The organism is Streptomyces sp. NPDC102462 (assembly GCF_044765425.1).
Lineage (GTDB): Bacteria > Actinomycetota > Actinomycetes > Streptomycetales > Streptomycetaceae > Streptomyces.
On the sequence record NZ_JBIWKB010000029.1, the window covers coordinates 11,952 to 36,459 of the forward strand.

21 protein-coding genes are annotated in these 24,508 nt (G+C 72.8%); 9 read left to right on the forward strand and 12 right to left on the reverse strand.

Translation table 11 applies throughout. The features are described 5' to 3' along the window. Positions 1-125: 125 nt before the first annotated feature. Complete coding sequence (gene gcvP, locus ACIRFL_RS24210) at positions 126-3,011, forward strand: aminomethyl-transferring glycine dehydrogenase (RefSeq protein ID WP_404031923.1); 2,886 nt, start codon at positions 126-128, stop codon at positions 3,009-3,011. Positions 3,012-3,114: 103 nt separating this feature from the next. Here gcvP and ACIRFL_RS24215 read toward each other — a convergent pair whose 3' ends face one another. From ACIRFL_RS24215 to modA, 4 genes are all read right to left on the reverse strand, one after another. Continuing rightward, positions 3,115-3,534: a molybdopterin-binding protein gene (locus ACIRFL_RS24215; RefSeq protein ID WP_404031925.1), complete on the reverse strand. Its 420-nt coding sequence runs from the start codon at positions 3,532-3,534 to the stop codon at positions 3,115-3,117. Positions 3,535-3,612: 78 nt separating this feature from the next. Further along, entirely contained in the window at positions 3,613-4,704 is a 1,092-nt protein-coding gene (locus ACIRFL_RS24220) for an ABC transporter ATP-binding protein (protein ID WP_404031928.1), read from the reverse strand. Positions 4,705-4,924: 220 nt separating this feature from the next. Further along, positions 4,925-5,785: a molybdate ABC transporter permease subunit gene (modB, locus tag ACIRFL_RS24225; RefSeq protein ID WP_404031931.1), complete on the reverse strand. Its 861-nt coding sequence runs from the start codon at positions 5,783-5,785 to the stop codon at positions 4,925-4,927. Then, entirely contained in the window at positions 5,782-6,609 is an 828-nt protein-coding gene (gene modA, locus ACIRFL_RS24230) for a molybdate ABC transporter substrate-binding protein (protein ID WP_404031933.1), read from the reverse strand. The genes modB and modA overlap by 4 nt, the downstream gene beginning before the upstream one ends. Before the next feature lie 209 nt (positions 6,610-6,818). On the opposite strand from modA, the gene ACIRFL_RS24235 reads away from it, so the two are divergent. Continuing rightward, entirely contained in the window at positions 6,819-7,280 is a 462-nt protein-coding gene (locus ACIRFL_RS24235) for a molybdopterin-dependent oxidoreductase (RefSeq protein WP_404031936.1), read from the forward strand. A 17-nt stretch (positions 7,281-7,297) separates the two neighbouring features. Here ACIRFL_RS24235 and ACIRFL_RS24240 read toward each other — a convergent pair whose 3' ends face one another. The 3 genes from ACIRFL_RS24240 to ACIRFL_RS24250 form a co-directional block, all read right to left on the reverse strand. After that, positions 7,298-7,693, reverse strand: a complete 396-nt coding sequence (locus ACIRFL_RS24240; RefSeq protein WP_404031939.1) for a molybdopterin-binding protein — start codon at positions 7,691-7,693, stop codon at positions 7,298-7,300. Positions 7,694-7,937: 244 nt separating this feature from the next. Continuing rightward, positions 7,938-8,456: a hypothetical protein gene (locus ACIRFL_RS24245; RefSeq protein WP_404031941.1), complete on the reverse strand. Its 519-nt coding sequence runs from the start codon at positions 8,454-8,456 to the stop codon at positions 7,938-7,940. A 103-nt stretch (positions 8,457-8,559) separates the two neighbouring features. Next, the gene (locus tag ACIRFL_RS24250; RefSeq protein ID WP_404031944.1) at positions 8,560-10,515 is read right to left on the reverse strand and encodes an amino acid transporter; all 1,956 of its coding nucleotides are present in this window, start codon (positions 10,513-10,515) and stop codon (positions 8,560-8,562) included. A 693-nt stretch (positions 10,516-11,208) separates the two neighbouring features. Between ACIRFL_RS24250 and ACIRFL_RS24255 the strand changes: the two genes are divergently transcribed. After that, positions 11,209-12,720 (forward strand): glycoside hydrolase family 43 protein, encoded by a 1,512-nt coding sequence (locus tag ACIRFL_RS24255; protein WP_404031946.1) that lies wholly within the window; start codon positions 11,209-11,211, stop codon positions 12,718-12,720. Between the two features lie 102 nt (positions 12,721-12,822). Here the strand turns inward: ACIRFL_RS24255 and ACIRFL_RS24260 are convergent, their stop codons facing one another. Together ACIRFL_RS24260 and ACIRFL_RS24265 are read right to left on the reverse strand one after the other, a co-directional pair. Next, on the reverse strand, positions 12,823-13,029 hold the full coding sequence (locus ACIRFL_RS24260) for a DUF5999 family protein (RefSeq protein WP_404032146.1): 207 nt from the start codon (positions 13,027-13,029) through the stop codon (positions 12,823-12,825). Positions 13,030-13,335: 306 nt separating this feature from the next. Further along, positions 13,336-13,920 carry a hypothetical protein gene (locus ACIRFL_RS24265; RefSeq protein WP_404031949.1) on the reverse strand — a complete coding sequence of 195 codons (585 nt, stop codon included), beginning with the start codon at positions 13,918-13,920 and terminating at the stop codon, positions 13,336-13,338. A gap of 554 nt (positions 13,921-14,474) precedes the next feature. Between ACIRFL_RS24265 and ACIRFL_RS24270 the strand changes: the two genes are divergently transcribed. Continuing rightward, entirely contained in the window at positions 14,475-15,992 is a 1,518-nt protein-coding gene (locus tag ACIRFL_RS24270) for a glutamate--cysteine ligase (protein WP_404031952.1), read from the forward strand. A gap of 48 nt (positions 15,993-16,040) precedes the next feature. Here the strand turns inward: ACIRFL_RS24270 and ACIRFL_RS24275 are convergent, their stop codons facing one another. After that, on the reverse strand, positions 16,041-17,831 hold the full coding sequence (locus ACIRFL_RS24275; RefSeq protein WP_404031954.1) for a substrate-binding domain-containing protein: 1,791 nt from the start codon (positions 17,829-17,831) through the stop codon (positions 16,041-16,043). 187 nt (positions 17,832-18,018) lie between these two features. Here ACIRFL_RS24275 and ACIRFL_RS24280 point away from each other — a divergent pair, with 187 nt between their 5' ends. Then, positions 18,019-18,819, forward strand: coding sequence for a CPBP family intramembrane glutamic endopeptidase (locus tag ACIRFL_RS24280; protein WP_404031957.1), 801 nt, complete (start codon positions 18,019-18,021; stop codon positions 18,817-18,819). A 51-nt stretch (positions 18,820-18,870) separates the two neighbouring features. Here ACIRFL_RS24280 and ACIRFL_RS24285 read toward each other — a convergent pair whose 3' ends face one another. After that, positions 18,871-19,680, reverse strand: a complete 810-nt coding sequence (locus ACIRFL_RS24285) for a PhzF family phenazine biosynthesis protein (protein ID WP_404031960.1) — start codon at positions 19,678-19,680, stop codon at positions 18,871-18,873. Between the two features lie 153 nt (positions 19,681-19,833). Here ACIRFL_RS24285 and ACIRFL_RS24290 point away from each other — a divergent pair, with 153 nt between their 5' ends. Beyond that, on the forward strand, positions 19,834-20,469 hold the full coding sequence (locus tag ACIRFL_RS24290; RefSeq protein WP_404031963.1) for a PadR family transcriptional regulator: 636 nt from the start codon (positions 19,834-19,836) through the stop codon (positions 20,467-20,469). A gap of 424 nt (positions 20,470-20,893) precedes the next feature. On the opposite strand, the gene ACIRFL_RS24295 is transcribed toward ACIRFL_RS24290, so the two are convergent. Next, positions 20,894-21,322 carry an SRPBCC family protein gene (locus tag ACIRFL_RS24295; RefSeq protein ID WP_404031966.1) on the reverse strand — a complete coding sequence of 143 codons (429 nt, stop codon included), beginning with the start codon at positions 21,320-21,322 and terminating at the stop codon, positions 20,894-20,896. Between the two features lie 326 nt (positions 21,323-21,648). On the opposite strand from ACIRFL_RS24295, the gene ACIRFL_RS24300 reads away from it, so the two are divergent. The 3 genes from ACIRFL_RS24300 to ACIRFL_RS24310 all read left to right on the forward strand — a co-directional run bounded on the left by ACIRFL_RS24300 (position 21,649) and on the right by ACIRFL_RS24310 (position 24,504). Further along, a complete protein-coding gene (locus ACIRFL_RS24300; protein WP_404031969.1) occupies positions 21,649-22,272 on the forward strand; it encodes a Clp protease N-terminal domain-containing protein in 624 nt (207 codons plus the stop codon). 99 nt (positions 22,273-22,371) lie between these two features. Continuing rightward, positions 22,372-23,370, forward strand: a complete 999-nt coding sequence (locus tag ACIRFL_RS24305) for an EamA family transporter (RefSeq protein WP_404031971.1) — start codon at positions 22,372-22,374, stop codon at positions 23,368-23,370. A 180-nt stretch (positions 23,371-23,550) separates the two neighbouring features. Continuing rightward, positions 23,551-24,504 (forward strand): DMT family transporter, encoded by a 954-nt coding sequence (locus ACIRFL_RS24310; RefSeq protein WP_404031973.1) that lies wholly within the window; start codon positions 23,551-23,553, stop codon positions 24,502-24,504. Positions 24,505-24,508: the final 4 nt, after the last annotated feature.

A 24,508-nucleotide genomic window follows, 5' to 3' on the forward strand; every position in this document is an offset into this window, starting at 1 on the left:
GGAAAGCCGCGCACCCTCGGGTGACGCGGTGAAGCTCTCAGGTCGAGATGACAGAGGGGGAGGCCGTCGGGGTGCCCGCGCCGGGGCGCCCCTCGAAGGTCGCGTCAGACCAGGAGGCCTCCGCAATGACCGCCCAACGCACTCCGCTCTTCGAGCTCGAACAGGGCATCCCCTTCGAGCAGCGGCACATCGGGCCCGACCAGGAGGCGCGGGCCAAGATGCTCGCGCAGGTCGGCTACGGCTCGCTCGACGAGCTGACCGCCGCAGCCGTACCGGATGTGATCAAGAACGCCGACGGGCTCGACCTGCCGGGCGCGCGCAGCGAGGCGGAGGTGCTGGCCGAGCTGCGCTCCCTCGCCGACCGCAACCAGGTCCTCGGGTCGATGATCGGGCTCGGCTACTACGGCACGTTCACGCCGCCCGTCATCCTGCGCAACGTCATGGAGAACCCGGCCTGGTACACCGCCTACACGCCGTACCAGCCGGAGATCTCGCAGGGGCGGCTCGAAGCGCTGCTGAACTTCCAGACCATGGTCGCCGACCTCACCGGACTGCCCACCTCCGGTGCCTCCCTCCTCGACGAGGGCACGGCCGCGGCCGAGGCGATGGCCCTGTCCCGGCGCATGGGCAAGAACAAGAAGGGCCTCTTCCTGGTCGACGCGGACACGCTGCCGCAGACCATCGCCGTGATCCGGACCCGCGCCGAACCCACCGGCGTGGAGGTCGTCGTCGCCGACCTGAGCGACGGCATCCCGGCCGAGATCGCCGAGCGGGAGATCAACGGCGTACTGCTCCAGTACCCCGGAGCCTCGGGAGCGGTGCGCGACATCGCGCCGGTCGTCGAGCGGGCCCATGAACTCGGCGCGCTCGTCACCGTCGCCGCCGACCTGCTCGCCCTCACGCTGCTGAAGTCGCCGGGCGAGCTGGGCGCGGACATCGCCGTCGGTACGACCCAGCGCTTCGGCGTGCCCATGGGCTTCGGCGGGCCGCACGCGGGCTACATGGCCGTGCGCGAGAAGTTCGCGCGCAGCCTGCCGGGCCGCCTCGTCGGCGTGTCCGTCGACGCCGACGGGCACAAGGCGTACCGGCTCGCCCTGCAGACCCGTGAGCAGCACATCCGGCGCGAGAAGGCCACCAGCAACATCTGCACCGCGCAGGTGCTGCTCGCGGTGATGGCCGGCCTGTACGCCGTCTACCACGGCCCCGAGGGGCTGCGGGCCATCGCCCGGCGCACGCACCGGTACGCCGCGCTGCTCGCGGCGGGTCTGGCCGACGGCGGGTTCCAGACCGTGCACGGCGCCTACTTCGACACGCTGACGGTCAGGGCGCAGGGCCGCGCCGCGCAGATCGTCGCCGCCGCGCGCGACAACGGCGTCAATCTGCGCCTGGTCGACGCCGACCACGTCTCGATCGCCTGCGACGAGACGACCGACCGGGACCGGCTCGGCGCCGTGTGGGCCGCCTTCGGCGTGCGGGGTGACATCGAGGCGCTGGACGCGGCCACCGAGGACGCGCTTCCCGAGGCGCTGCTGCGTGCCGACGCGTTCCTCACCCATCCCGTCTTCCACCAGCACCGCTCCGAGACCGCGATGCTGCGCTATCTGCGCAAGCTGGCCGACCGCGACTACGCGCTGGACCGCGGCATGATCCCGCTCGGCTCCTGCACGATGAAGCTCAACGCGACCACCGAGATGGAGCCGGTGACCTGGCCCGAGTTCGGGCAGCTGCATCCGTTCGCGCCCGCCGAGCAGGCGCAGGGCTACCTCACGCTGATCCGCGAGCTGGAGGAGCGGCTTGCCGAGGTCACCGGCTACGACAAGGTCTCGCTGCAGCCCAACGCGGGCTCGCAGGGCGAGCTGGCCGGTCTGCTGGCCGTGCGGGGCTACCACCGCGCCAACGGTGACGAGGGGCGCGTGGTGTGCCTGATCCCGTCCTCCGCGCACGGCACCAACGCCGCGAGCGCCGTGATGGCCGGGATGCGGGTCGTCGTCGTCAAGACCGCCGAGGACGGCGAGATCGACGTGGCGGACCTGCGGGCGAAGATCGAGCAGCACCGCGACGAGCTGGCCGTGTTGATGATCACCTACCCGTCCACGCACGGCGTGTTCGAGGAGCACGTCGCCGACATCTGCGCCCAGGTCCACGAGGCGGGCGGCCAGGTGTACGTGGACGGCGCCAACCTCAACGCCCTGGTCGGGCTCGCCAAGCCGGGCCACTTCGGCGGTGACGTCTCGCATCTCAATCTGCACAAGACGTTCTGCATTCCGCACGGCGGCGGGGGGCCCGGCGTGGGTCCGGTGGGTGTGCGCTCGCACCTGGCGCCGTATCTGCCGAACCATCCGCTGCAGCCCGCCGCCGGTCCCGAGACGGGTGTCGGCCCCATCTCGGCCGCGCCGTGGGGCTCCGCGGGGATCCTGCCCATCTCGTGGGCGTACGTCCGGCTGATGGGCGGCGAAGGGCTGCGGCGCGCCACGCAGGTGGCCGTGCTGTCCGCCAACTACATCGCCAAGCGTCTGGAGCCCCACTACCCGGTCCTCTACACCGGTCCCGGCGGCCTGGTCGCGCACGAGTGCATCATCGATCTGCGCCCGTTGACCAAGGCGACCGGCGTGAGCGTGGACGACGTGGCCAAGCGGCTGATCGACTACGGCTTCCACGCGCCGACGATGTCGTTCCCGGTGGCCGGCACGTTGATGATCGAGCCGACCGAGTCGGAGGACCTGACCGAGCTGGACCGGTTCTGCGAGGCGATGATCGCGATCCGTGCGGAGATCGAGAAGGTCGGCTCCGGCGTGTGGCCCGCCGACGACAACCCGCTGCGGGGCGCCCCGCACACCGCGGCCGCGCTCGGCGGGCAGTGGACCCACTCCTACAGCCGTGAGGAGGCGGTCTTCCCGGCGGGTGTCTCGGCCGCCGACAAGTACTGGCCGCCGGTCCGCCGCATCGACCAGGCCTTCGGCGACCGGAACCTGGTCTGCTCCTGCCCGCCGCTCGACGCGTACGAGGACTGAGCCGGGCGAACGCGTGAGGGTGCCCGCCGGAGGACCGGGCGGGCACCCTCACGCGTGCCCCTCGCGGGCAGGGCCGGGTGGCGAGTTCGGACCACGGTGTTCCTCAGGCCGTCGCGAGCGACACCTCGGTCGACTTGATCAGGGCGAAGACGGCGGAACCCGCCGAAAGACCCAGGTCGGTGACGGACTCGCTGGTGATCGCCGAGGTCAGCTCGCCGCCCTCGACCGCGATCTTCACGGAGGCCATCGCGTCGCCGGCGGCGATGCCGGTGACCGTGCCGGGCAGCTGGTTGCGGATCGAGACGCGTTCGACCGGGGCGGTGGCCAGGGCGACCTCCGTCGACTTCACCAGGGCGCGCACGGCGGAGCCCGTGGCGAGACCGAGGTCTTCGGCGGCCTCCCGGGTGATCGCGGCGGTCAGGTCCTGCCCGCCGGTGAGGCGGACCTTCACCGTGGCCATCACCTCGCCCGGGGTGACGGCGGTGACGGTGCCGGGGAGCTGGTTGCGGATGCTCAGGCTCATGGGAACGCCTCGCAGGATGTGGGGGGATTCGGGGTCGACGGGCCCCTGGCGGTCCCCACCGTAGCCGCAGCCGCCGCCTCAGGCCGGGTAGGCGTGGGTCTGCGTCGCCTTGACCGTCGCCCACACCGGGGCACCCGGGCGCAGATCGAGTTCCGCGGCGGCGACCGTGGTGAGGTCGGCCGCGAGCGGCAGTTCACCGGTCAGGTCGGCACGGAGCTGATCGCCGTGGGTCTCGAGACCGGCCACCTCGCAGCGCCACAGGTTGCGGGCGCTGGAGCCGGTGGGGCGGTCCCGGTGGAGGGTGACGGCGCCCGGCGGGAAGGCCACGAAGACCGGGCCCGACAGGTCCTCGGTCGTGGTGACGGCGGGCCCGCCGTCCAGCCGTACCGTGTGGCCCTCGGCCCGGCCCCGGTAGAGATTGAGGCCGACCAGCCGCGCGATGTAGTCCGTGCGCGGATGACGGGCGATGTCGGTGGGTGAGCCTTCCTGGACCACGCGGCCCTGCTCGACCACGACGAGCCGGTCGGCGAGCACCATGGCGTCCAGGGGGTCGTGGGTCACCAGGACGGCGACCGCCTCGAACTCGGCGAGGTGGCGGCGGAGCTGGGCGCGCACCTGAAGCCGGGTGCGGGCGTCCAGGGCGGCCAGCGGCTCGTCGAGGAGCAGCAGGCGGGGGCCGGTGGCCAGGGCCCGGGCCAGGGCGACCCGCTGGGCCTGGCCGCCGGACAGCCGGCGTGGCTTGGCGCCCGCGTGCTCGGCCAGGCCCATGCGGTCCAGCCAGGCTGCGGCCAGGGCGCGGGCCTCGGCCTTGGTCGCGCCACGGCAGCGGGGGCCGAAGGCCACGTTGTCCAGGGCTGACAGGTGCGGGAAGAGCAGATAGTCCTGGAAGACGACGCCGACGGGGCGTGACTCCGGTGCCGTCCGGTCGAGGGCGGTGCCGTCGAGCCGCAGATGGCCGCCGGTGAGCGGGGCGAGACCGGCGAGGGCGCGCAGCGCCGTGGTCTTTCCGGCGCCGTTGGGCCCGAGCAGGGCCACGACGTCCCCGGGCGCGGCCCGCAGGGTGATGTCGAGGCGGAAGGAGCCGCGGTCGACGACGAGCCGGGCGTCGAGCCCGTCACCGCGGGTGCCTTCGGCGACGAGGCCGGCCGTGGTGTCGTCGATGTCCGTCATGGGGTGCACATCCAGAGGTCGGGCGGGCGGGACCGGGACGGTGGGCGTGGCGGTCGTCCGGTGGGCGGTGCGGCGGGGGCGCGGTGGGGTACCGGATGCGGCTCCTCGTACCGGCGATCGTACGGCCGTACGCCGCGGGGCCGCTCCCGGATCGCGCCCGTGACCTTTCGGCACGCCGGTAGCGCCGCGGCACGTGCGTGGACGGCGGGGGACGGGGGTGTCACGGTGTGGTCAGCCAGCGGTCACGCAGCCCCGCCAGTACCGCGATCGAGACCGCGAGCAGGACGAGGCTGAGCGCGATGGCCGCCTCGGGATCGTTCTGGAGGGCCAGATAGACCGCGAGGGGCATGGTCTGGGTGCGGCCGGGGAAGTTGCCGGCGAACGTGATGGTCGCGCCGAACTCACCGAGCGCACGGGCCCAGGCCAGGACCGCGCCCGCCGCGATGCCCGGGGCGATCAGCGGCAGCGTGACCCGGCGGAACGCGGTGAACCGGGAGGCACCGAGGGTGGTGGCCGCCTCCTCGAAGCGCGGGTCGGCGGCGCGTAGCGTGCCCTCGACGCTGATGACGAGGAACGGCATCGCGACGAACGCCTCGGCGATCACCACGCCCGTCGTGGTGAACGGCAGCGTGATGCCGAACCAGGAGTCCAGCCACCGCCCGACGACTCCGTTGCGGCCGAGGGCGAGGAGCAGGGCCACACCGCCGACCACCGGGGGAAGGACGAGCGGCAGGGTGACCAGGGCGCGTACGACACCGCGGCCGGGGAAGTCGGTGCGGGCCAGCAGCCAGGCCAGCGGCACGCCCAGGACCAGGCTCACCCCGGTCGCCGCGGTCGCCGTGATCAGCGACAGCTGGAGCGCCTGCCACACCTCGGTGCTGCTCAGCAGCTCCGGCAGGCTGCCCCAGGGGGCGCGGACGAGCAGGGCGAGCAGGGGCAGCAGCAGGAACGCCAGCGCGACGACGCCGGGCAGCAGGAGCGGGAGCGGCACACCGCGCCGGCCCGGCGCGCGGGCGTCCTTGCGCCGCGGCCCGCCCTTGGAGGCGCGGGGCGCGGCGCCGGACGCGTCGAGCCGGGTCACGGCTTGAGGAACCCGGCCTCGCCCAGCACCCGTTGGCCCTCGGCGGAGCGTACGAGCGCGATGAACGCGTCGGCCGCCCCGGCGTTGGGCGCGTTCTTGAGAAGGGTGATCGGATAGTCGTTGACGGCCTCGGCCGACTCGGGGAAGTCCACGCCCTCCACCTTGTCGCCCGCGGCCTTCACATCGGTCTTGTAGACGACCGCCGCGTCGGCCTCCTTCAGTTCCACCTTCGTCAGGGCGCTCTTGACGTCCTGTTCGTAGGAGACCGGGGTGAGCTTGAGCTTGCCGGCCTCCAGGGCCTTCTGGGCGGCGGCGCCGCACGGCACGGTCCTGTCGCACAGGACGACCTTCAGACCGGACTTGGTGAGGTCCTTCAGGGAGGAGACCTTGTCGGGGTTGCCCGGCAGGGTGGCGATCTCCAGCTGGTTGCGGGCGAAGGTGACCGGGGTTCCGGCCGCGTCGCCCTTGTCCGTCACGAGCGCCATCGTCTTCGGGCTGGCGGCGGCGAAGACATCGGCCGGCGCGCCGCCCGTGATGCTCGCCGCGAGGGTGTCGCTGCCGCCGAAGTTGAAGGTGACCTTGGTGCCCGGGTGCTGTTTCTCGAACGTGGCGCCCAGCTCGGTGAAGCTCTCCTGCAGCGAGGCCGCGGCGAACACGGTCACCGTGCCGGACAGCTTCGGCGAGGCCGAGGAGGAGCCGGACGCGGAGTCGTCCGTGGACGACGAGTCGTCCGCGGAGGAGCAGGCGCTCAGCGCCATCAGGGCGGCGGCTCCCGCGCCGGTCACTTGCAGCATCCGCCGGGACCGGCGCTCGGAACGGGTCATCACGGTTCTACTCCTTCGAGCCTCGGACAAGGCTGTCGCGCTCCGCCACGGCCGCAGCAGGCCGTGCCGCGATGAGATGATACTGCCGCATCTGCTAGGCATAAGTCTTCTCTTGCATCGCATGAGCTGGAACAACGACGGATCAAGCCGGGCATCTGCGTTTGCGCGAGGTCGTGCCGCGGGTACCGTCATCCGGGAGGTGGTCGCACGTGACGCTCGCCGAACTCGCCCTGACCGGCGACCTGGCCCGGCCGGTCCGCCTCACGGTGCCGGATCTGCTCGCCTGGCCGCAGCACCGGGTACGGGTCGGCTTCGAGTGCGCCACCAGCGGAACGCAGCACCACCGGTTCGCCGGTCCGCTGCTGTACGACGTCCTGTCCGACGCGGGGCCCGGCTTCGATCCCGTGCGGCGCAAGGACCGACTGCGCTTCCTCATCGCCGTCGACGGCACGGACGGGCACCGCGCGCTGCTGTCCTGGGCCGAGATCGACCCCGACTTCGCCCATGCGCCCGTGCTGCTCGCCGTCAGCATCGACGACACCCCGCTCGACCGGCACGGGCCCCAGCTGGTGCTCCCTCAGGACCGGTGCGGCGCGCGGCACATCAGCGGCATCAACGCAATACGCCTGGACGGGTGCTACCGGTGCGGCACGCGGACCCCGACCGGCTGAGCCGGGCGGGGTCGATTTCACACGCGGTCGATGTGTACGTTTGTCGACTTCACTCGGGCCGTGGCCTCCATGCCGACCTCCAGGGCCAGTTCCTCCACGGCCTCCCGGGTCAGCAGGGAGACCAGCCGGTGCGGGCCCGCCTGGATCTCGACCTGGGCCGCGACGTCGCCGAGCTTGATCGCGGTGACGATCCCCGGGAAGGCGTTGCGCACCGACGTGTACGACGTTTCCTCCTCGCCCCCGCCCGCCCTGGCCAGTTCGACCGAGAACGCCGCCAGGTCCCGGCCGTCGATGAGCCGTCGTCCGGCCTCGTCGCGGTGGGTCGCCATCCGGCCCGCGTCGGCCCAGCGACGTGCGGTGTCCGGGCTCACGCCGAGCAGCCGTGCCGCCTGGCCGATCGTGTAGGACTGCATGCCGGTCACGATAGGGCCACGGGCCGGGAACGGCGCAGTTGGGGCGGGTGGCGTCGGGTTGATCCACATCCCGGTCGGGACGGTCGGGGGCGGTGCCGGCGCCCTGAAGGGGTGGGGAACCGCGTGCTGAGCCGCGACGCCGCGGCTGCCGGCGTGCCGTGTCACGAGTCGCCGACCTGGCAAGAACCCACGGCGCCGAGCGCGAAGACCGCCGCCGAAACGCGGTAGGCGTCGGCGCGGCGGGTCAGGACATCCCGGATTCCTTGAGCACGGCCCGGGCCTCTTCGTCGTCGATGGCCCGTTCCAGTCTGCGCAGCACCTCCACGCCCTGGCACAGGGTGCCGGTCTGCAGCGAGTGGCGCAGTCCCGTGTCGACCTCGTGCCACAGGAACGGGTTCGCGGCGAGCACCCGGGGGTCGAGTTCGAGGCGCCGGCCGTCGATGTCCCGGAACACCAGGTGCGAGGAGACGCCGTCGTACTGGCGGACGCCCACCAGCGCGTCCGTGCGGACCGCCCGTCGGCACAGCGGCCCGCGCACCGCGAGCCAGCCGCGGCCCGCGGCGACGCGCGGCGGCATCAGGAGCAGCCCGATGGCGGTGGCGAGCCCGAGCCACAGGGCCGCGCGCCCCGGGGTGAGCGAGCCGGCCTCCCAGTCGGTCAGCGTCGCCAGGGTGCCGAAGACGAGCGCGTAGGCCACCGCCAGCCGCGCGCTGCCGCGCCAGTGGCGGTCGCCGGCCGAGATGGGTGCCGCGCCACGCTCCATACCACCGAGGCTAGGCCGCTCCGATGGCCGCCACACGCCGTGCTGACACGGCGCTGATGCCGTCTCACCCTTTCCTTACGCTCCCTTGACGTGGGGTTTCCGGTCAGCCCGTGTGGACCCGTGGACGCCGGCCGCGGTTCGGTTCCGCCTCGCGCAGCACCTCGCGGGTGACCGGGGCGACCTCGCCCTGGCCGAACAGGAAGAACCGCAGGAAGTTGGCGAACGGATTGCCCTCGGTCCACTCGAAGTAGATGTGCGGGGTGCACCCGGTGCTGTCCCGGACGTGCAGGAGGAGCGCGGCGAGGGCGTTGGGGATGGAGGCGGATTCCAGGGTCATGACACGGTAGCGGTTGTGCAGGACCTCGCCGTGCACCGTCAGGCCCGCCTCGAACTCGGACGGGTCGGTGACCGTCACCTCGACGAAGACGAAGTCCTCCTGCTCGGGGAGGTCGTTGTCCTGGCGGATCTGCTCGACCTTGTCGCGGTACTCGGCCTTGTCGCGCCGGTCGGGCTCGTTGGCGATGAAGCGGATCTTCCGGCTGGCCATGTCCCTGACGAAACGCTCCGCCATGTCATCCAGGGTCACACTGGTCACGCGCAGTTCGAAGGCCCGGGCCAGCCGGGACAGCAGCGAGACCAGGATGATGCCGGCGATGAAGCACGCGCCGATCTTCACGCCGTCGGGACGCTCGATGACGTTGACGACCGTCGTGTACAGGAACACCGTCGCGATGGCCCCGAACACGACCGTCCACCGGCGCTGCCCGGCCTTGCGCGAGGCGATGGTCACCGCGATCGCCGCGGAGGAGATCAGCACCAGCACACCGGTGGCGTAGGCCCCGCCCTGCGCGTCGACGTTCGCCTTGAAGATCCAGGTCACCAGGAAGGCGATGAGGGTGAAGACGATCACCATCGGGCGCACGGCGCGCGCCCAGTGCGGGGCCATGCCGTAGCGGGGCAGATAGCGCGGCATCAGATTGAGCAGGCCCGCCATCGCGGAGGCGCCCGCGAACCACAGGATCGCGATGGTCGCGATGTCGTAGACCGTGCCGAAGGCGTTGCCGAGGTATTCGTGCGCGAGGTACGCCAGCGCGCGGCCGTTGGCCCGGCCGCCGGACTTGAACTCGTGCGCGGGGATGAGCAGCGTGGTGATGAAGCTGGTGGCGATCAGGAAACAGCTCATGATCACGGCCGCGGTGGTCAGCAGTTTCCTGGTGTCCCTGATCCGGCCGGTGGGACACTCCTCGGTGTCGGCCGGGTCGCCCCGGACGTGCGGCATGACGGCGACGCCGGTCTCGAAGCCGGACAGGCCGAGCGCGAGTTTCGGAAAGACGATCAGGGCCAGCCCGATCATGACGAAGACATTGCCGTGCTCGGTGGTCAGGGCGCTGGTCCAGTCGGTGACGACATGGCTCGCGGTGAGGATGTGCCACAGGCCGGTGAGCACGACGACGAGGTTCAGCGTCAGGTAGACGCCGACCAGCGCGACGGCGACGCCGATCGCCTCCAGGAAGCCCTTGAGGAAGACCGCGCCGAGCAGGGCGACGAGAAGCAGGGTGATCAGCATCTGCCGGCCGTGCAGCGCGCTGGTCAGGTGCGGGTTCTCGATCAGGTGGGTGGAGGCGTCGGCGGCCGACAGGGTGATGGTGATCAGGAAGTCGGTGGCCGCGAAGCCCAGCAGGGTCAGCACGAACAGCTTGCCCTTCCAGAAGGGCAGCAGCCGTTCCAGCATCGCGATCGAGCCCTGGCCGTGCGGGCTCTCCTCGGCCACGCGCCGGTAGACCGGCAGGGCGCCCGCCAGGGTGACGATCACCAGGACGATCGTGGCGAGGGGGGAGAGCAGACCGGCCGCCAGGGCGGCGATGCCCGGCTGGTAGCCGAGGGTGGAGAAGTAGTCCACACCGGTCAGGCACATCACCCGCCACCAGCGCTGTCCCCGGTGTGGCGGCTCCGGCTCGGCGTGGGGTCCCGTCAGGCCGCCCTTCCTGCCCATGTCGGCCAGGCCCTCCAGCATCCAGGCGCGCAGCCGACCGGTGGGCGGGTGCTCGATCGTGGCCATCGGGATGCTCCTGACGTGCGGCTCAGCCCTGTTTTCGGCCATCATGCGGCGGCGGATCCAGCGTAAGCAGACCGTGACGTGCGGGCCTGTGGGCCGTGGGGCCGAAGGGCGTCAATCTTGCGTTAAGAAAGCCCGGCCGCACCGGCGTTCGCCCGGCGGGCCGCCCACGGCCGCGCGCTGGGCCGTACGGCGGACAACCGCCCCCACGCGCTCTGCGCCCCAGGTCGCCACGCGGCTCACGGCGTCGCCTACCCCGGGTGGCCGGCGGGCCGGTGCCGCGTAGGTGGCCGCCGGTGCCGGGGGTGCAGCCGCAGAGCATCCAGTGGCCGGCCGGGACGGCCGGGAGCGCCGGCGCGCAGGGCGCCGATGGCGCGGGCGCGGTGGGCGGGGCCCGGTCGTCGATCTTGGCGGTGGGCTTCGCGGGTCTTCCTCACATCTCCGTCGGCGATCGCCGCGCACGCGGCGCCACAGATGGGCGTACGGCGGTCCCCGGGCCGGTCGAGACCGCGGGGACACGGACGCGTGGACGTTCTCCGCAAGGGGCGGTCGGCTTGGTCAACCGCCCGGTTCGGGCGCCCCGCGTGCCCGGCATGGACCGGGCGTCCGGCGGGCCGGTCCAGCGGGGCGTGGCGGTAAGATTCGGGCTCGGGTTCGAAACTTTCGGCGGCCGGGCGAGCGGCTTTGGGGGCGGACATGCGGACGTACGGCAACCCGGTGATCCCCGGATTCCATCCCGATCCCAGCGTGTGCCGCGTGGGCGAGGACTACTACCTGGTCTGTTCCAGCTTCGAGTACGTGCCCGCCATCCCGCTGTTCCACAGCCGGGACCTGGTGCACTGGCGGCAGATCGGCAATGTGCTCGACCGGTCGGGCCAGTGGGAGGGGGCGGACGACACACCGGCCTCCGGTGGCATCTACGCGCCCACCATCCGCCACCACGACGGCCGCTTCCATGTGATCACCACCGACGTGGGCGGCCGGGGCACCCTCCTCGTCACCAGCGAACGGCCCGAGGGGCCGTGGTCGGATCCGGTCCTGATCGACGTGCCAGGCATCGACCCGGACCTGGCCTGGGACGACGACGGCTCCTGCTGGTGCGCGGTGGCGGGCGTCCGGGTGGCCCGGATCGACCCGGCGACGGGACGGGTACTGGAGGGGCCGCTGCCCATGTGGTCGGGGACCGGGCTGCGGGACCCGGAGGCACCGCACCTGTACCGGATCGACGGGTGGTGGTACCTGTTCCTGGCCGAGGGCGGCACCGCGCTCGGGCACGGCGTCTCGGTCGCCAGGTCCCGTTCCCCGCGCGGTCCCTGGGAGCCGGCGCCGGGCAACCCGCTGCTGACGCACCGCGGCACCGGGCTGCCGATCCAGTGCACCGGCCACGCCGATCTCGTCCAGGCGGGCGACGGCACATGGTGGATGGTCCTGCTCGGCACCCGACCGCGCGGCTACTTCCCGGAGTACCACGTGCTGGGGCGGGAGACGTTCCTGGTGCCGGTGGAGTGGGTGGACGGATGGCCGCGGGTGGGACCGGTGGGCGAGCGGCATCCGGCGCCCGCGGCCTGGCACCCGGTCGAACCGCCGCCGGAGCGGGACGACTTCGACGGCCCGGCCCTCGCGCCGTACTGGATATCCCCGCGCCGCAGGCCCGAGGGCTCCTGGTCCCTGGAGGAGCGGCCGGGCCGGCTGACGCTGACGGCCACGGGTGACTCGCTCGACCGGCCCGGGTGCACCTTCGTAGGCCGGCGTCAGCAGCATCCGGACTGCCGTGCGGCGGCCCGGGTGGATCCCGGGGACGGCCGGGCGGGGCTGTCCGTGCGCATGGACGAGGCCCATCACTACGACATCGAGGTGGGCGGCGGAACGGTCGGGGTGGTCGCGCGGATCGGACCGGTGCGGCAGCGGCTCGTGGAGCGGCCCGTGCCGCCGGGGCCGGTCACGCTCGTCGTGGAGATCCGTACGACGTCGGTGGTGGCGCCCACCGCGACGGCCGCCGGACAGGAGGGGCCCGGGATCAGGGCGGGCGGGCCGGACACCGTGGCCTTCTCCGTCGAGGGGGACGAGGGTGTCCTGCCGCTGGCCGAACTCGACGGGCGGTATCTGTCCAGCGAGGTGGCGGGCGGTTTCACCGGACGTGTCATCGGGATGTACGTCACCGAGGGCCGGGCCCATGTCGACTGGTTCGACTACCGGCCCACCGCCTGACGCGCCGGGTCACGGACACGCGTCGGGGCCGGTGCGCACCGGATGTGTGCGGGCCGGCCCCTCATGTCACCGGGCGTGGCGGCGCACCGCCCGGGTGGTACGTCAGGCGGCGGTCATCACCTGGTGGGCGCCCAGCGGGCGGTGCGGGGCGATGATCCGGCCGTCGGGCAGGAGCTCACCGGTGTCCTCGAAGAGCAGAACCCCGTTGCACAGCAGGCTCCAGCCCTGCTCCGGGTGGTGCGCCACGAGACGGGCGGACTCCCGGTCGGCGGATTCGGCGGTCGGACACGGTGGCTGGTGCTGGCACATGGGTGGGATCTCTCGCTGTGTCGTGGTCATGTTGGCCCCCGTGGTGATGAGTCGGTCGGAATCCAGTGTTGCCGTCTGGGCGTGGATCCGCAGGGATTTCACAGCACCGCTTCTTCACAGGGTGATGACGCGTCGAGCATGCGTATGGTTCAGCCCAACTCCGGGACTACTTCGGACCGTTCGCGAGGAGGGGAGCAGCGGCCCGGGGCGTCCGGCTCCCGTTCCGCCCGGCGACGCCGTGCGCGCAGGCGGACGTACCCCGCCTCCGGGTGCCGGAGACGGGGTACGGCAGGGGCGCGGGGTGGTTCAGGCGGGCGAGCCGAGCAGCGGCACGGGCGTCACCCGGTGGGTCAGGACCGGCAGCAACTCGGCCACCCGGTGCGGGGTGTGGGCCGCGATGCCGGGCGGCGCGGGGGCCAGCGGCACCAGCAGGTCGGTGGCGGCCGGACGGTCCTCGGCGCCGTCCGCCGCGCGGTCCCCGTGCAGCCACAGCGTGAGCATGTACAGGCCCGGTACGGACAGCAGCCGCGGCTGGTAGGGCTGGGTCAGCGTCTCGGCCTGGTGCAGGGCGCGTTCGGTGGAGGCGATGTAGGGGCCCTCGAAGAAGCGGGAGAACGCCCAGCCGTCCGCGGTCAGCACGGTCTCGGCCGCGGCCACCGAGCGGCCGCCACAGCGGATCATGAACCGCCAGCCGGTCAGCCGTGTGACGGCCCCGGACTGTGCCGTGATCCGGTCCAGCACATGGACGGCCAGCGGGAGTTCGGCGGTGACGGGTCCCTCCGCGTTGCGCAGGGAGGGGGTCGGGGCCTCGCGGACCGCGGTGGGGGAACCGAGGGCCGTGAGGACGGAGCGCAGTGCGGGCGTGGGAGCAGGGGGGACTTGCAGCGGCATGGTGGGTCGCCTCTCTCGTTCGACAGGCGCGCTGGCGCGAGGGCGTGGGCGGACGGCGCTGTCAGCTCGATGCGGGCAGTGAGGGCGGGACCCGGGTCGGTGAGCGAGGTGCGGGCGAGGCCTGCCGCACGTCACCTTGACGGCAGGAATCAGGACCGTGGGTGCCAGCCGTCTGCCTTGGTGCGGAGTTTATACGACAAATGTTCAGCCGCTGTTTCAGCTAACCGTTGCCGGTGAATAGCACAAGGCACTATTCGGCCGCCGATTTGCGGTATTCATGCCGATTCAACGCCCGATCCGGCCCGCTGACCTCGGAATACGCTCCGCGAGCGGTCGGCCGAATGCGGTCGGTGTTTTTCACGAGACCGACGGGGCACCCGAAGACTCGGACGACTTCATGCCCGGTGAATGTGCCACAGGACACATTCCGACAGCGTAGCGGTCGCGGGGGTCGCGCGGGACGTTATCGATCGCTTCGGCTGGGCATCATCCAACCTGACCGGTACCACCGGCGGCCGGAGGCTCGGCCCGCCCATCCGAGGAGGGACGCTTCGATGGGGGAGAAGGTCGTGGCGGGGTCGTTCGACCTGTCCGAGCGTCGGCGCTACCGAGACAAGCTCGTGAGGTGTCTCACGGGACTGGAGCGCCTGCTGGCCGAGAAGCGGTTCGACCGCCCGAAGAACCTCATGGGCGTGGAGATCGAACTGAATCTCGCCGGCCCGGACGGCATGCCCAGAATGCTGAATGGACAAGTGCTGGAACGCATCGCGAGCCGCGATTTCCAAACAGAACTCGCCATGTTCAACCTGGAAGTCAACATAGCTCCACACCGATTGGGCGGCCGGGTATTCGACCGGCTCGCGGAGGAACTTCGCACCGCACTCGCCTACGCCGACCGTAAGGCACAGGAGGTGGACGCCGGGATCGTGATGATCGGTATTCTGCCCACCCTCGACCGCGACGACCTGGTCTCCTCCAACCTCTCCGAGGCCGATCGCTACACGCTGCTCAACGACCAGATCGTGGCCGCGCGCGGCGAGGAGTTCATGCTGGACATCGCCGGCGTGGAGCACCTGACCTGCACCTCCAAGTCGATCGCGCCCGAAGCGGCGTGCACCTCCGTCCAACTGCACCTCCAGGTCACCCCGGCACGCTTCGCCGACGTGTGGAACGCGGCGCAGGCGGCCTGCGCGGCCCAGATCGCGGTCGGCGCCAACTCGCCCTTCCTGTTCGGGCACGAGCTGTGGCGCGAGTCCCGGCCGCCGCTGTTCCAGCAGTCCACGGACACCCGCCCGCCCGAACTCCAGGCCCAGGGGGTGCGCCCGCGCACCTGGTTCGGCGAGCGCTGGATCTCCTCGGCGTACGACCTGTTCGAGGAGAACCTGCGGTTCTTCCCGGCGCTGCTGCCGATGTGCGACGACGAGGACCCGCTGGAGGTGCTGGCCGCCGGCGGTGTGCCCCGGCTCGCCGAACTCGTCCTGCACAACGGCACGGTGTACCGCTGGAACCGCCCGGTCTACGGCATCGCGGACGGCGTACCGCACCTGCGGGTCGAGAACCGCGTACTGCCCGCGGGGCCGACCATCACCGACGTCATCGCCAACGCCGCCTTCTACTACGGTCTTGTGCGCGCCCTCGCCGAGGAGCAGCGGCCGGTGTGGACCCGGATGCCCTTCGCCACGGCCGAGGCCAACTTCGACGCCGCCTGCCGCCACGGCATCGACGCCCGCTTCATGTGGCCGCGGCGCGGCCGCTACGGCGGCATCGGCGAGGTCGACGCGGTCACCCTCGTACGCGACGAACTGCTGCCGCTGGCGGCGGCCGGCCTGGACGCGTGGGGCGTCGAGCCCGCCGACCGCGACCTGTACCTGGGCGTCATCGAGGAACGCTGCCGGCGCCGGGTCAACGGCGCGGCCTGGCAGACGGCGACCTTCCACCAGGCCCTGGAACAGGGGCTGTCCCGCGACGCGGCGCTGGCCGCGACCACCCGCCGCTACGCCCAGCTGATGCACCTCGGCGAGCCCGTCCACGCCTGGCCGGTGGGGCTGCCGCAGCCGGTGCCCCTCGGCTGAACGCACGGACACCGGCGCGGCCGGCCCGCCCGCGCCGCCGGCGCGGGTTCAGCCCGCGGTGTCGCCCGCGCCCGCCGCGCCCGCCGCGCCCGCCGCCACGATCGCCTTCAGGATCACCGCGTGGATCTGGGCGGGATCGTCGACCATCTCGGCGATGCCGCCCGTGGCCCCGGCCAGCCGCGCGGCCTCGTCCCGGGACGCCTCCGGACCCACCGCGATGACGACCAGCGGGACGGGCCGCTCGGGGTCGCTGAGCTTTTCCAGTTCGGCGACGAGCGCGGAGCGGGAGATGCTGCCCGGGTCCTCGTTCACCCCGTCCGTCAGCACCACCAGCGCGTTGAACCTGCCCTTCGCGTACGACGCCGTCGCCGCCCGGTACGCGGCCAGCGTCGTGTCGTACAGGCCCGTGGCGCCGCCCGGCACCGGTTCGAGGCCGCCGAACGCCGCCGACAGCCGGTCCCGCTGGGTGCCGTCGCCCTTGCGGTCGCCGAGCCGTTCGGTCGGCACCAGGACGCGGTAGTCCGCGTCGCCGTCCAGCCGGGTGGCGAACTCCCACAGCCCGATCTCGTCCTCGGCCGTGAAGGTGTCGAGGGCCTGGAGCAGCGCCGCCCGGGTCACGTCCATGCGCGTGCGGGCCGTACCCGGCACCGCCTGCGCCATCGAAGCGGAGGCGTCCACGACCGTGGTGATCCGGGCGCTCTGCACCGTGATCGTCCAGGTACCCAGCGCCTGTTGGAGGGCCGAGCCGGTCGGCGGCTCGGACGACGGCTCCGCGTACGGCTGCGGGGTGCTGCCCCCGGCCCGGTCGACCACCGTCCGGGGGACGGCGTCGTCGTCCGTGCGGAAGCCGTACTTCTCCAGCAGCCGGTGCTGGGCCGGCTGCCGCAGATACGTCATGAACCGGACCGCGGCCCGGCTCTCGTCCGTGGTCAGTTCCGCCTCGTCGACCAGCGCGTAGGGATGGTCGAGCGACGGGGACCCGTCCGTGGGATAGAAGAGGTCGAGCCGCCGGTTCGGGTCGGCGGTCGCGTTGTGGGCGAACGCGGCCTGTTCGCTGAGGATCAGCGCCGTGTTGCGCTCCGGGTCGTCCTGCTCGGTGCCGGAGGAGGCGTCGCGCGGCAGCGTGCGCAGCACCTGCTCGTCGGTGGCGGAGACGCGCTGCGCGAGCGCCTTCATCATGGCCGCCGCCCGGGTCTGCCCGTTCTTCGCCCCGGCCGCTGCGGCGTTCAGCCGGGTGAGCGCGAGCAGCCCGGTCGCGCTGCGCGCCGGATCGGCCGCGCCGAGCCGCGGGGCGCCGCCCTGCAGCGCGGCGCCCGCCAGTTCGGTCCAGGTGTACGTCTTCTTCGGCCAGCCCAGCGAACGGGCGGCGGCCGGCAGCATCGCCACCCCCACCGGGCTGGCGGCGACATGGCCCAGCTGGTTGACCTGCGTCGCCCTCGCGTCCGCCGCGACCCGCTCGACCCACACCTCCGAGTCGGGCACCCACACCTGCGCGTCGGGCTTGCCGCCCCTGCGCAGCGTGTCCGCGACGTCGAAGGAGTCTTGCGCGCTCACCGTGAGGGCGATGCAGCGGCCGTCGGAGGTGACGTCCTCCTCGCGCGCCCGCTCGGCCGCCGCCCGCAGCGCCGGGGCCAGGTCCGGGGCGGCGGCCAGCGTCAGCCGTACCGGGTCGTCCTGGCAGGAGGAGCCGAAGGAGAGCAGCCCGCCGCGGACGGCCGCCGTGCCGGCCGCGACGGTCAGGACGAGCACCGTCGCGACGGCGATGCTGCGGCGACGGGCGCGCGGACGGGGGTCGGCCGCGCCCGCCCGGGACCGATCGGGCAAGCTGTGACGTCCCATGGCGGTGGTGCCCCTCCCTGGTGAGCCGCGCGGCGGATTTCGGCCACACGGCACGCCACAGGGAGGTACGCCCCGTGCGGCATCCGTCCCCCCGGGCGGCCTGTCGCGCACGTCCTTCGTAAGTTCTTTCGAGACCCTAGCGGGGCGCGGGCGACCATGGGGCGGGATCAGTCAACTGGAGGCAGATGTGCAGGTGGAGGCGGACCCGGCGGCCGGTTCTGAGCCGCCGGAGCGGCCCTCGCGGCGGATTCTCCGGGACGAGACGCTGCTCGTGCTGGCGCTTTCGCTCGGCGCGAGCGGGGTGTCCGCTCTGATCAGCTTCATCGGATCGGTCACAAAACCGGGCGGCCTCAAGGACCAGGCCGCGACCCTCAACGCCTCGGCCGCGCCGGGCCGGCCCTGGCTGGATCTCGCCTGGCAGCTGTTCGGCATCGCGACGGCGCTCGTCCCCGTCGCGCTGGTCGCGCACCTCCTCGTGCGCGAGGGGAAGAGCCTGCGCACCCTCGGCTTCGACCGCACCCGGCCCTGGCCCGACCTGGGCCGCGGAGCCGGTGTCGCGGCCGTGATCGGCAGCGCCGGGATCGCCTTCTACCTGGCCGCCCGCGGCCTCGGGTTCAACCTCACGGTGGTGCCCGAGGCGCTGCCCGACGTGTGGTGGAAGTACCCCGTGCTGATCCTGTCCGCGCTGCAGAACGCGATCCTCGAAGAGGTGATCGTCGTCGGCTATCTGCTGCGCAGGCTCGGCCAGTTGGGCTGGGGTCCGGGCGCCGCGCTGGCGGCGAGTTCGGTGCTGCGCGGCTCCTACCACCTGTACCAGGGCATCGGTGGCTTCATCGGCAACCTGGTCATGGGCGTCGTCTTCGTCCATCTGTACCGGCGCTGGGGCCGGGTCGGTCCGCTGGTGGTCGCGCATTCCCTGCTCGACATCGGCGCGTTCGTGGGCTATGCGCTGCTCGCCGGCAAGGTGGGGTGGCTGCCGACGGCGTGACCGGGTCCGCGTGGGGGCGTACGGCGGGCTCGTACGCCCCCTGGGCGGGTCTCAGGCGAGCAGTTCTCCGTCGATGACGGTGACCGCGCGGCCGGTGAGCAGCGTGCGCTCGCCACGCAGCACGGTGCGGACGACGCCGGAGCGCGCGGAGGCCTGCAGCCCGGTGAGCGCGGAGCGGCCGAGGCGTGCCGACCAGTGGGGCGCGAGGGCCGTGTGCGCGCTGCCGGTGACCGGGTCCTCGTCGATGCCGACGTTCGGGAAGAAGCACCGGGAGACGAAGTCGTGGCCGCGGTCCGGGCGCGCGGCACGCGCCGTGGCGATGATGCCGCGCGTCGAGTAGGCGGCGAGCGCCTTCAAGTCGGGCGCGAGGTCGAGGACGGTCTTTTCGTCGGCGAGTTCCAGCAGCAGATCGCCGACCTGCGGGCCGGTGTCGAACGCGGCGACCGGCTCGGCGCCCAGGGCTTCGGCGACGCCGGCCGGGACCTCGACCGGGGTGAGCGGCGCGGTCGGGAAGTCCAGCGTGATCGAGCCGTCCGCGCCGGGGGTCGCGATCAGCACGCCGCTGCGGGTGGCGAAGCGCACCGGCCCTTCGTGCGCGCCGGTGGTGTGCAGGACGTGGGCGGTGGCGAGCGTGGCGTGCCCGCACATCGCCACCTCAGTTTCCGGTGTGAACCACCGCAGGGCCCAGTCCGCGGCGCCGCCCTCGGGCAGGCGGTGCGCGAACGCCGTTTCGGCGTGGTTGACCTCCATGGCGATGTCCTGGAGCCGGCCGTCCTCGGGGAAGGCGTCGAGCAGCAGGACCCCTGCGGGGTTGCCGGCGAAGGGGCGGTCGGTGAAGGCGTCGACGATTCGGATGCGCATGCCGACGACGCTAGAGGTACCGACGCGGGGCGCACCAAGGCCAATCCGCGAACCCTGGCCCGATCGCGGTCCCGGCGAAGGGGTTGTCGTTCGAATGTTTCCGATATATCGTTGAGACATCGCGACTGATCAACGATGAATGGAGTGATGGCGATGCGTACCCACGGATTCGAGCGTGGACATCGACAGGACGGCCCCCACCGGCGCGATCGGGGCGGGTTCGACGGGCGGCGGGCCGCCTTCGGGCCGTTCGGCCCCGGCGGACCCGGCTTCGGGCACGGTGGGCCCGGCGGGCCCGGCTTCGGTCCCGGGCCCTGGGGGCCGCGAGGTCGCGGCGGACCGCGCGGCAGGGCGCGGCGCGGTGATGTACGGGCCTCGATCCTGGCCCTGCTCAAGGACCGGCCGATGCATGGCTACGAGATGATCCAGGAGATCGCCGAGCGCAGCGGCGGGGCGTGGAAGCCCAGCCCCGGCTCGGTCTACCCCACCCTCCAGTTGCTGGAGGACGAGGGGCTGATCGCCAGTGAGAGCGAGGGCGGCAAGAAGCTGTTCTCGCTCACCGAGGACGGCCGTGCCGCGGCCGACCAGGGGCCCGACGCCCCCTGGGAGGAGGCCTCGCGCGGGGTCGACTGGGAGGCGCTGGGCGAGATCCGCCAGGCCGGCTTCGGCCTGATGGAGGCGTTCGGGCAGGTCTGGCGGACGGGCTCGAAGGAACAGCGCGAGAAGGCGCTGGCCGTCATCAACGAGTCCCGCAAGAAGCTGTACCTGATCCTCGCGGACGAGGACTGACACCGCGCTCCGCGCGCCGCGACCGCATGGAACGGCGCGCACGGCCGGCCGGCGCCCCGCGGAGCAATCCACGGGGCGCCGTCGCCTGGGTACGTGGTTCGGGCCGCGGCCCGTGTGCTGCGGTCAGGAGGTGGGGTGGGTGCGGTCGGTGGGCGCCTCGCGAGGTGATCCGCGGGGGTGCCTCCGGTTGGGTGCGTGGCCGGGCCGCGGCTCGTGCGCTGCGGTCGGGAGACGTGGCGCCTGTGTTCGGGGGCGTGTCGTGGAGTGAACCGCGGGGGTGCCTTCGGGTTGGTGTGAGGTCGGGCCGCGGACCGGGCGGCGCGGTCGGGAGGACGGGGGGTTGCGGCGGGGAGGCGCTGCGGGTGCGGTCGGGGGTGTCTCGTGGAGTGATTCGTGGGGCGCGTCGGCTGGGCGGGGGGTCGGGTCAGGTGACCAGGCCGGTCAGCTTGCGCAGCGACTCGTTCAGGGCGGCGGTCGCCGAGTCCTTGAGCTTGCCCGCCATCAGCGAGACGGCGGCACCGGTGAACTCGCCGTCGATCCGGACCGTGGTGGCCTCGCCCTCGGGCGTGAGCGTGTAGCGGGTGGCGACGGTCACCCCCATCGGCCCCTTGCCGCGGATCGCGAGCACCCGGGCCGGTTCCAGTTCCTCGATGGTCCACTCGACCTCCGCCGGGAAGCCCATCAGCTTCATGTTCTCCTGGAAGGTCCCGCCCACCGCCAGGGTCTTCGGACCGCCGTCGGGGAAGTTGGTGTGGGTCGCGTTCCACTCTCCGTACGCCGACCAGGCCGTGAGCCGGGCCCACACCTTCTCGGCCGGTGCCTGGATGCGTGCCTCCGCGCTGACTTCGGCCATGCGACCACCCCTTCGTATCGGGCTACGGTGTCGCGGAACGTAGCCGCAGAGCCCCGAACATTCAATACTGATGAACCGTCAGAAAATGTGCGGCTGCGGCCGGGGCCGGCCCACCCGTCGTATCACCGCCGCGTCGAACCGGTCCCGGGTGCGCGCTGGTTTCCTTCGGGGGCGTGGGGCAAGGCGGCGCGCGCCGGCGCGAGGGAAACGGCCTGATCTCCTCCGTAAGGAGGAGATTGCGGCCCACGGCGTCCACTTTGTGTGGGACGCCGAAATGCTCCCCGTCGGGGATGACTCCGGCTCCCGGGGCTGATGGGGTAGGGGATGTGCAACCCCGTATTCCCCGCCAGTCCGCCCATGACCAGGGCACGGACCGCGCGGGCGGCGATGCCGGACTCAGTGCCGAGCTGGCGGCGGTGGTCGCCGGTGCCCGCCGGAGGGCCGTCCGTGACGGGGACCGGCAGATCGACACCGCCCATCTGCTGCACTCGCTGCTGGAGTCCGATCCGGACGTGCGCGCCGTCATCGGCGACGCTCCGCAGATCGCCCGCCTGCTCGGTTATCTCGTGCAGCGCAGCATCGGTTACGGCCTGCGCTGGCAGAACTCCGTCGAGGACTCGGGCCCGATCGCCGTGCTGCGCGATGCGGGACCGGCCGGCGCGCAGCAGAAGGAGCCGCAACCGAACGAGCCGGCGCCCAGGGGCGCGGACCCACGCGAGACGGAGGGCTGCTCTCCGCTGGCCGCGGCCGCCATGCGGTACGCCGCGAGCCGCGCCGCCCTCCGCGGCGCCGACCGCGCCGTCGGCACCGACCTGCTCGCGGCCGTCGTCGGCGACCGGCAGTCCCGGGCCGTCGAAGTGCTCGGCCGCGCGGGCATCGACGTGCCGGGCCTGCTCACCCGGATCGACAGCCGCCCGGGGGAGTACGCGGCGGACGGCGAGGCGTCCTGAGACGGGACCGGCCGCCGAGCCGAGTCCGGTCCCCGTCCAGTCGGTGAGACAGGTGTCAACGGGGGTGAAGGTCCTGACGTCGCCTGTCATCATGGGCCGGTGCCTACGTCTGAGAGCAGTCCGGGCAGCCACGGAAAGGGCGTCGGCCTCGGCCTCGCGCTCGGTTCGGCGCTCGCCTTCGGGGGATCCGGTGTCGCGGCCAAGCCGCTGATCGAGGCGGGACTCGATCCGCTGCACGTGGTGTGGCTGCGGGTGGCCGGTGCCGCCCTGGTGATGCTGCCGCTCGCCGCGCGCCACCGCGCCCTGCTGCGCCGCCGCCCCGGGCTCCTCGCCGGCTTCGGCCTGCTCGCCGTGGCCGGCGTGCAGGCCTGCTATTTCGCCGCGCTCTCCCGCATCCCGGTCGGCGTCGCGCTGCTCGTGGAGTACCTGGCCCCCGCCCTGGTGCTCGGCTGGGTGCGGTTCGTGCAACGGCGGCCGGTGACCCGTGCCGCCGCGCTCGGCGTCATCCTCGCGGCCGGCGGCCTCGCCTGTGTGGTCGAGGTGTGGTCGGGGCTGGGCTTCGACGCCCTCGGACTGCTGCTGGCGCTCGGCGCCGCCTGCTGCCAGGTCGGCTACTTCGTCCTGTCCGACCAGGGCAGCGACGCGGGCGCGCAGGCACCGGACCCGCTGGGCGTGATCGCGTACGGCCTGCTCGTCGGCGCCGCCGTGCTGACCGTCCTGGCCCGCCCCTGGACCATGGAGTGGTCCGTGCTCTCCGGTACCGCGCGGCTGCACGGCGACGCGGTGCCGGCCATGGCGCTGCTCGCCTGGATCGTCCTGGTCGCCACGGTCGCCGCGTACATCACGGGAGTGCTGTCCGTGCGCCGGCTCTCCCCGCCGGTCGCGGGGGTCGTGGCCTGCCTCGAAGCGGTCGTCGCGACCGTGCTCGCCTGGGTGCTGCTCGGCGAGCACCTGTCACTGCCGCAGCTGGCCGGTGGTGTGATCGTGCTGGCCGGTGCCTTCATCGCGCAGTCCTCGACGCCCGCCAGGGGGTCCGCCGAGCCGGTGGCGGGCGGCGGCGCGGAACGTGAGTTGTCCGTGAAGGGGAGGGCCGCATAAGGTGCTGGGCATGCCGTCGAACGCACTCGTCCTTCCGCCTCCGGCCGCCTGAGGCGGGCCTCCGGAAACCACGCCCGGCACATTGCCGCCGGGCCGGACGGTGCTGCCCGCAGATGAAGTCCACGCGCCCCGCCTGAGCGGGCCGCCTCCCGTACTTCTGCACATCTGCGGAGAAGATTCGTGTCGAACCCTGCCTTCGGCCTGCCCGTCGGGCGTGGCCTGCTCTACCTGACCGTCGCCGGTGCCGCCTGGGGCACCGCCGGAGCCGCCGCCTCGCTGGTCTACCGGGTCAGTGACATGGGCGCCACCACCCTGTCCTTCTGGCGCTGCGCCGCCGGGCTCGCGCTGCTGCTCGCCGGCCGGCTGCTGCGCCGTGGCGCCCCGCGTCCGGCCGTCCCGGAACCGCTCGGCCGCAAGGCCGTGAAGGCGGTCGCGACCGGCCTCGGCCTCGCCGTCTTCCAGACCGCGTACTTCGCGGCCGTCTCCGCCACCGGGCTCGCCGTGGCGACCGTCGTGACCCTGGGCGCCGGACCCGTTCTGATCGCGCTCGGCGCCCGTTTCGCGCTGGGCGAGCGGCTGGGCCGCGGCGGGGCCGCCGCCGTCGTCGGGGCGCTCGCCGGGCTTGCCGTGCTCACGCTCGGCAGTGCGGGCGCGTCGGTACGTCCCTCGGGGGTGCTGCTCGCGCTGGCCTCGGCGGGCGGCTACTCCGCGATGACGGTGCTCACCCGCTGGTGGGGCAGGCACGGCGACGCGGACGCCGCCGGTACGACCGTGTGGGCGTTCGCGGTCACCAGTGCGTGCCTGCTGCCCTTCGCGCTGGCGGACGGCCTGGTCCCGCACACCGCGCATCCCGCCCGGGTCCTGTGGCTGGTGGTCTACATCGCGGCGATCCCCACGGCGCTCGCCTACGCCCTCTACTTCGCGGGCGCCGCCGTCGTACGGTCGGCGACCGTCTCGGTGATCATGCTGCTGGAGCCGGTGAGCGCGGCGGTCCTGGCCGTCACGCTGCTCGGCGAGCACCTGACGGCGTCGACGGTGGCGGGCACCCTGCTGATGCTGGCCTCGGTCGGCGGCCTGGCGGCGGCGGAGGCGAGGGACGCCCGCCGGACGGCGGCCGACCCGGCCCCGGCCTGACCCG

What these genes read in the sequence shown, in the direction of transcription:
- ACIRFL_RS24215 (WP_404031925.1), bottom strand. Translation starts at nt 3,534, where the DNA reads ATGAGCCTGAGCATCCGCAACCAGCTCCCCGGCACCGTCACCGCCGTC.
- ACIRFL_RS24220 (WP_404031928.1), bottom strand. Translation starts at nt 4,704, where the DNA reads ATGACGGACATCGACGACACCACGGCCGGCCTCGTCGCCGAAGGCACC.
- ACIRFL_RS24240 (WP_404031939.1), bottom strand. Translation starts at nt 7,693, where the DNA reads ATGCAGTCCTACACGATCGGCCAGGCGGCACGGCTGCTCGGCGTGAGC.
- ACIRFL_RS24245 (WP_404031941.1), bottom strand. Translation starts at nt 8,456, where the DNA reads ATGGAGCGTGGCGCGGCACCCATCTCGGCCGGCGACCGCCACTGGCGC.
- ACIRFL_RS24250 (WP_404031944.1), bottom strand. Translation starts at nt 10,515, where the DNA reads ATGGCCACGATCGAGCACCCGCCCACCGGTCGGCTGCGCGCCTGGATG.
- ACIRFL_RS24275 (WP_404031954.1), bottom strand. Translation starts at nt 17,831, where the DNA reads ATGGGACGTCACAGCTTGCCCGATCGGTCCCGGGCGGGCGCGGCCGAC.
- gcvP (WP_404031923.1), top strand. Translation starts at nt 126, where the DNA reads ATGACCGCCCAACGCACTCCGCTCTTCGAGCTCGAACAGGGCATCCCC.
- ACIRFL_RS24265 (WP_404031949.1), bottom strand. Translation starts at nt 13,920, where the DNA reads ATGCCGCTGCAAGTCCCCCCTGCTCCCACGCCCGCACTGCGCTCCGTC.
- ACIRFL_RS24270 (WP_404031952.1), top strand. Translation starts at nt 14,475, where the DNA reads ATGGGGGAGAAGGTCGTGGCGGGGTCGTTCGACCTGTCCGAGCGTCGG.
- ACIRFL_RS24255 (WP_404031946.1), top strand. Translation starts at nt 11,209, where the DNA reads ATGCGGACGTACGGCAACCCGGTGATCCCCGGATTCCATCCCGATCCC.
- ACIRFL_RS24290 (WP_404031963.1), top strand. Translation starts at nt 19,834, where the DNA reads ATGCGTACCCACGGATTCGAGCGTGGACATCGACAGGACGGCCCCCAC.
- ACIRFL_RS24285 (WP_404031960.1), bottom strand. Translation starts at nt 19,680, where the DNA reads ATGCGCATCCGAATCGTCGACGCCTTCACCGACCGCCCCTTCGCCGGC.
- ACIRFL_RS24260 (WP_404032146.1), bottom strand. Translation starts at nt 13,029, where the DNA reads ATGTGCCAGCACCAGCCACCGTGTCCGACCGCCGAATCCGCCGACCGG.
- ACIRFL_RS24295 (WP_404031966.1), bottom strand. Translation starts at nt 21,322, where the DNA reads ATGGCCGAAGTCAGCGCGGAGGCACGCATCCAGGCACCGGCCGAGAAG.
- modA (WP_404031933.1), bottom strand. Translation starts at nt 6,609, where the DNA reads ATGACCCGTTCCGAGCGCCGGTCCCGGCGGATGCTGCAAGTGACCGGC.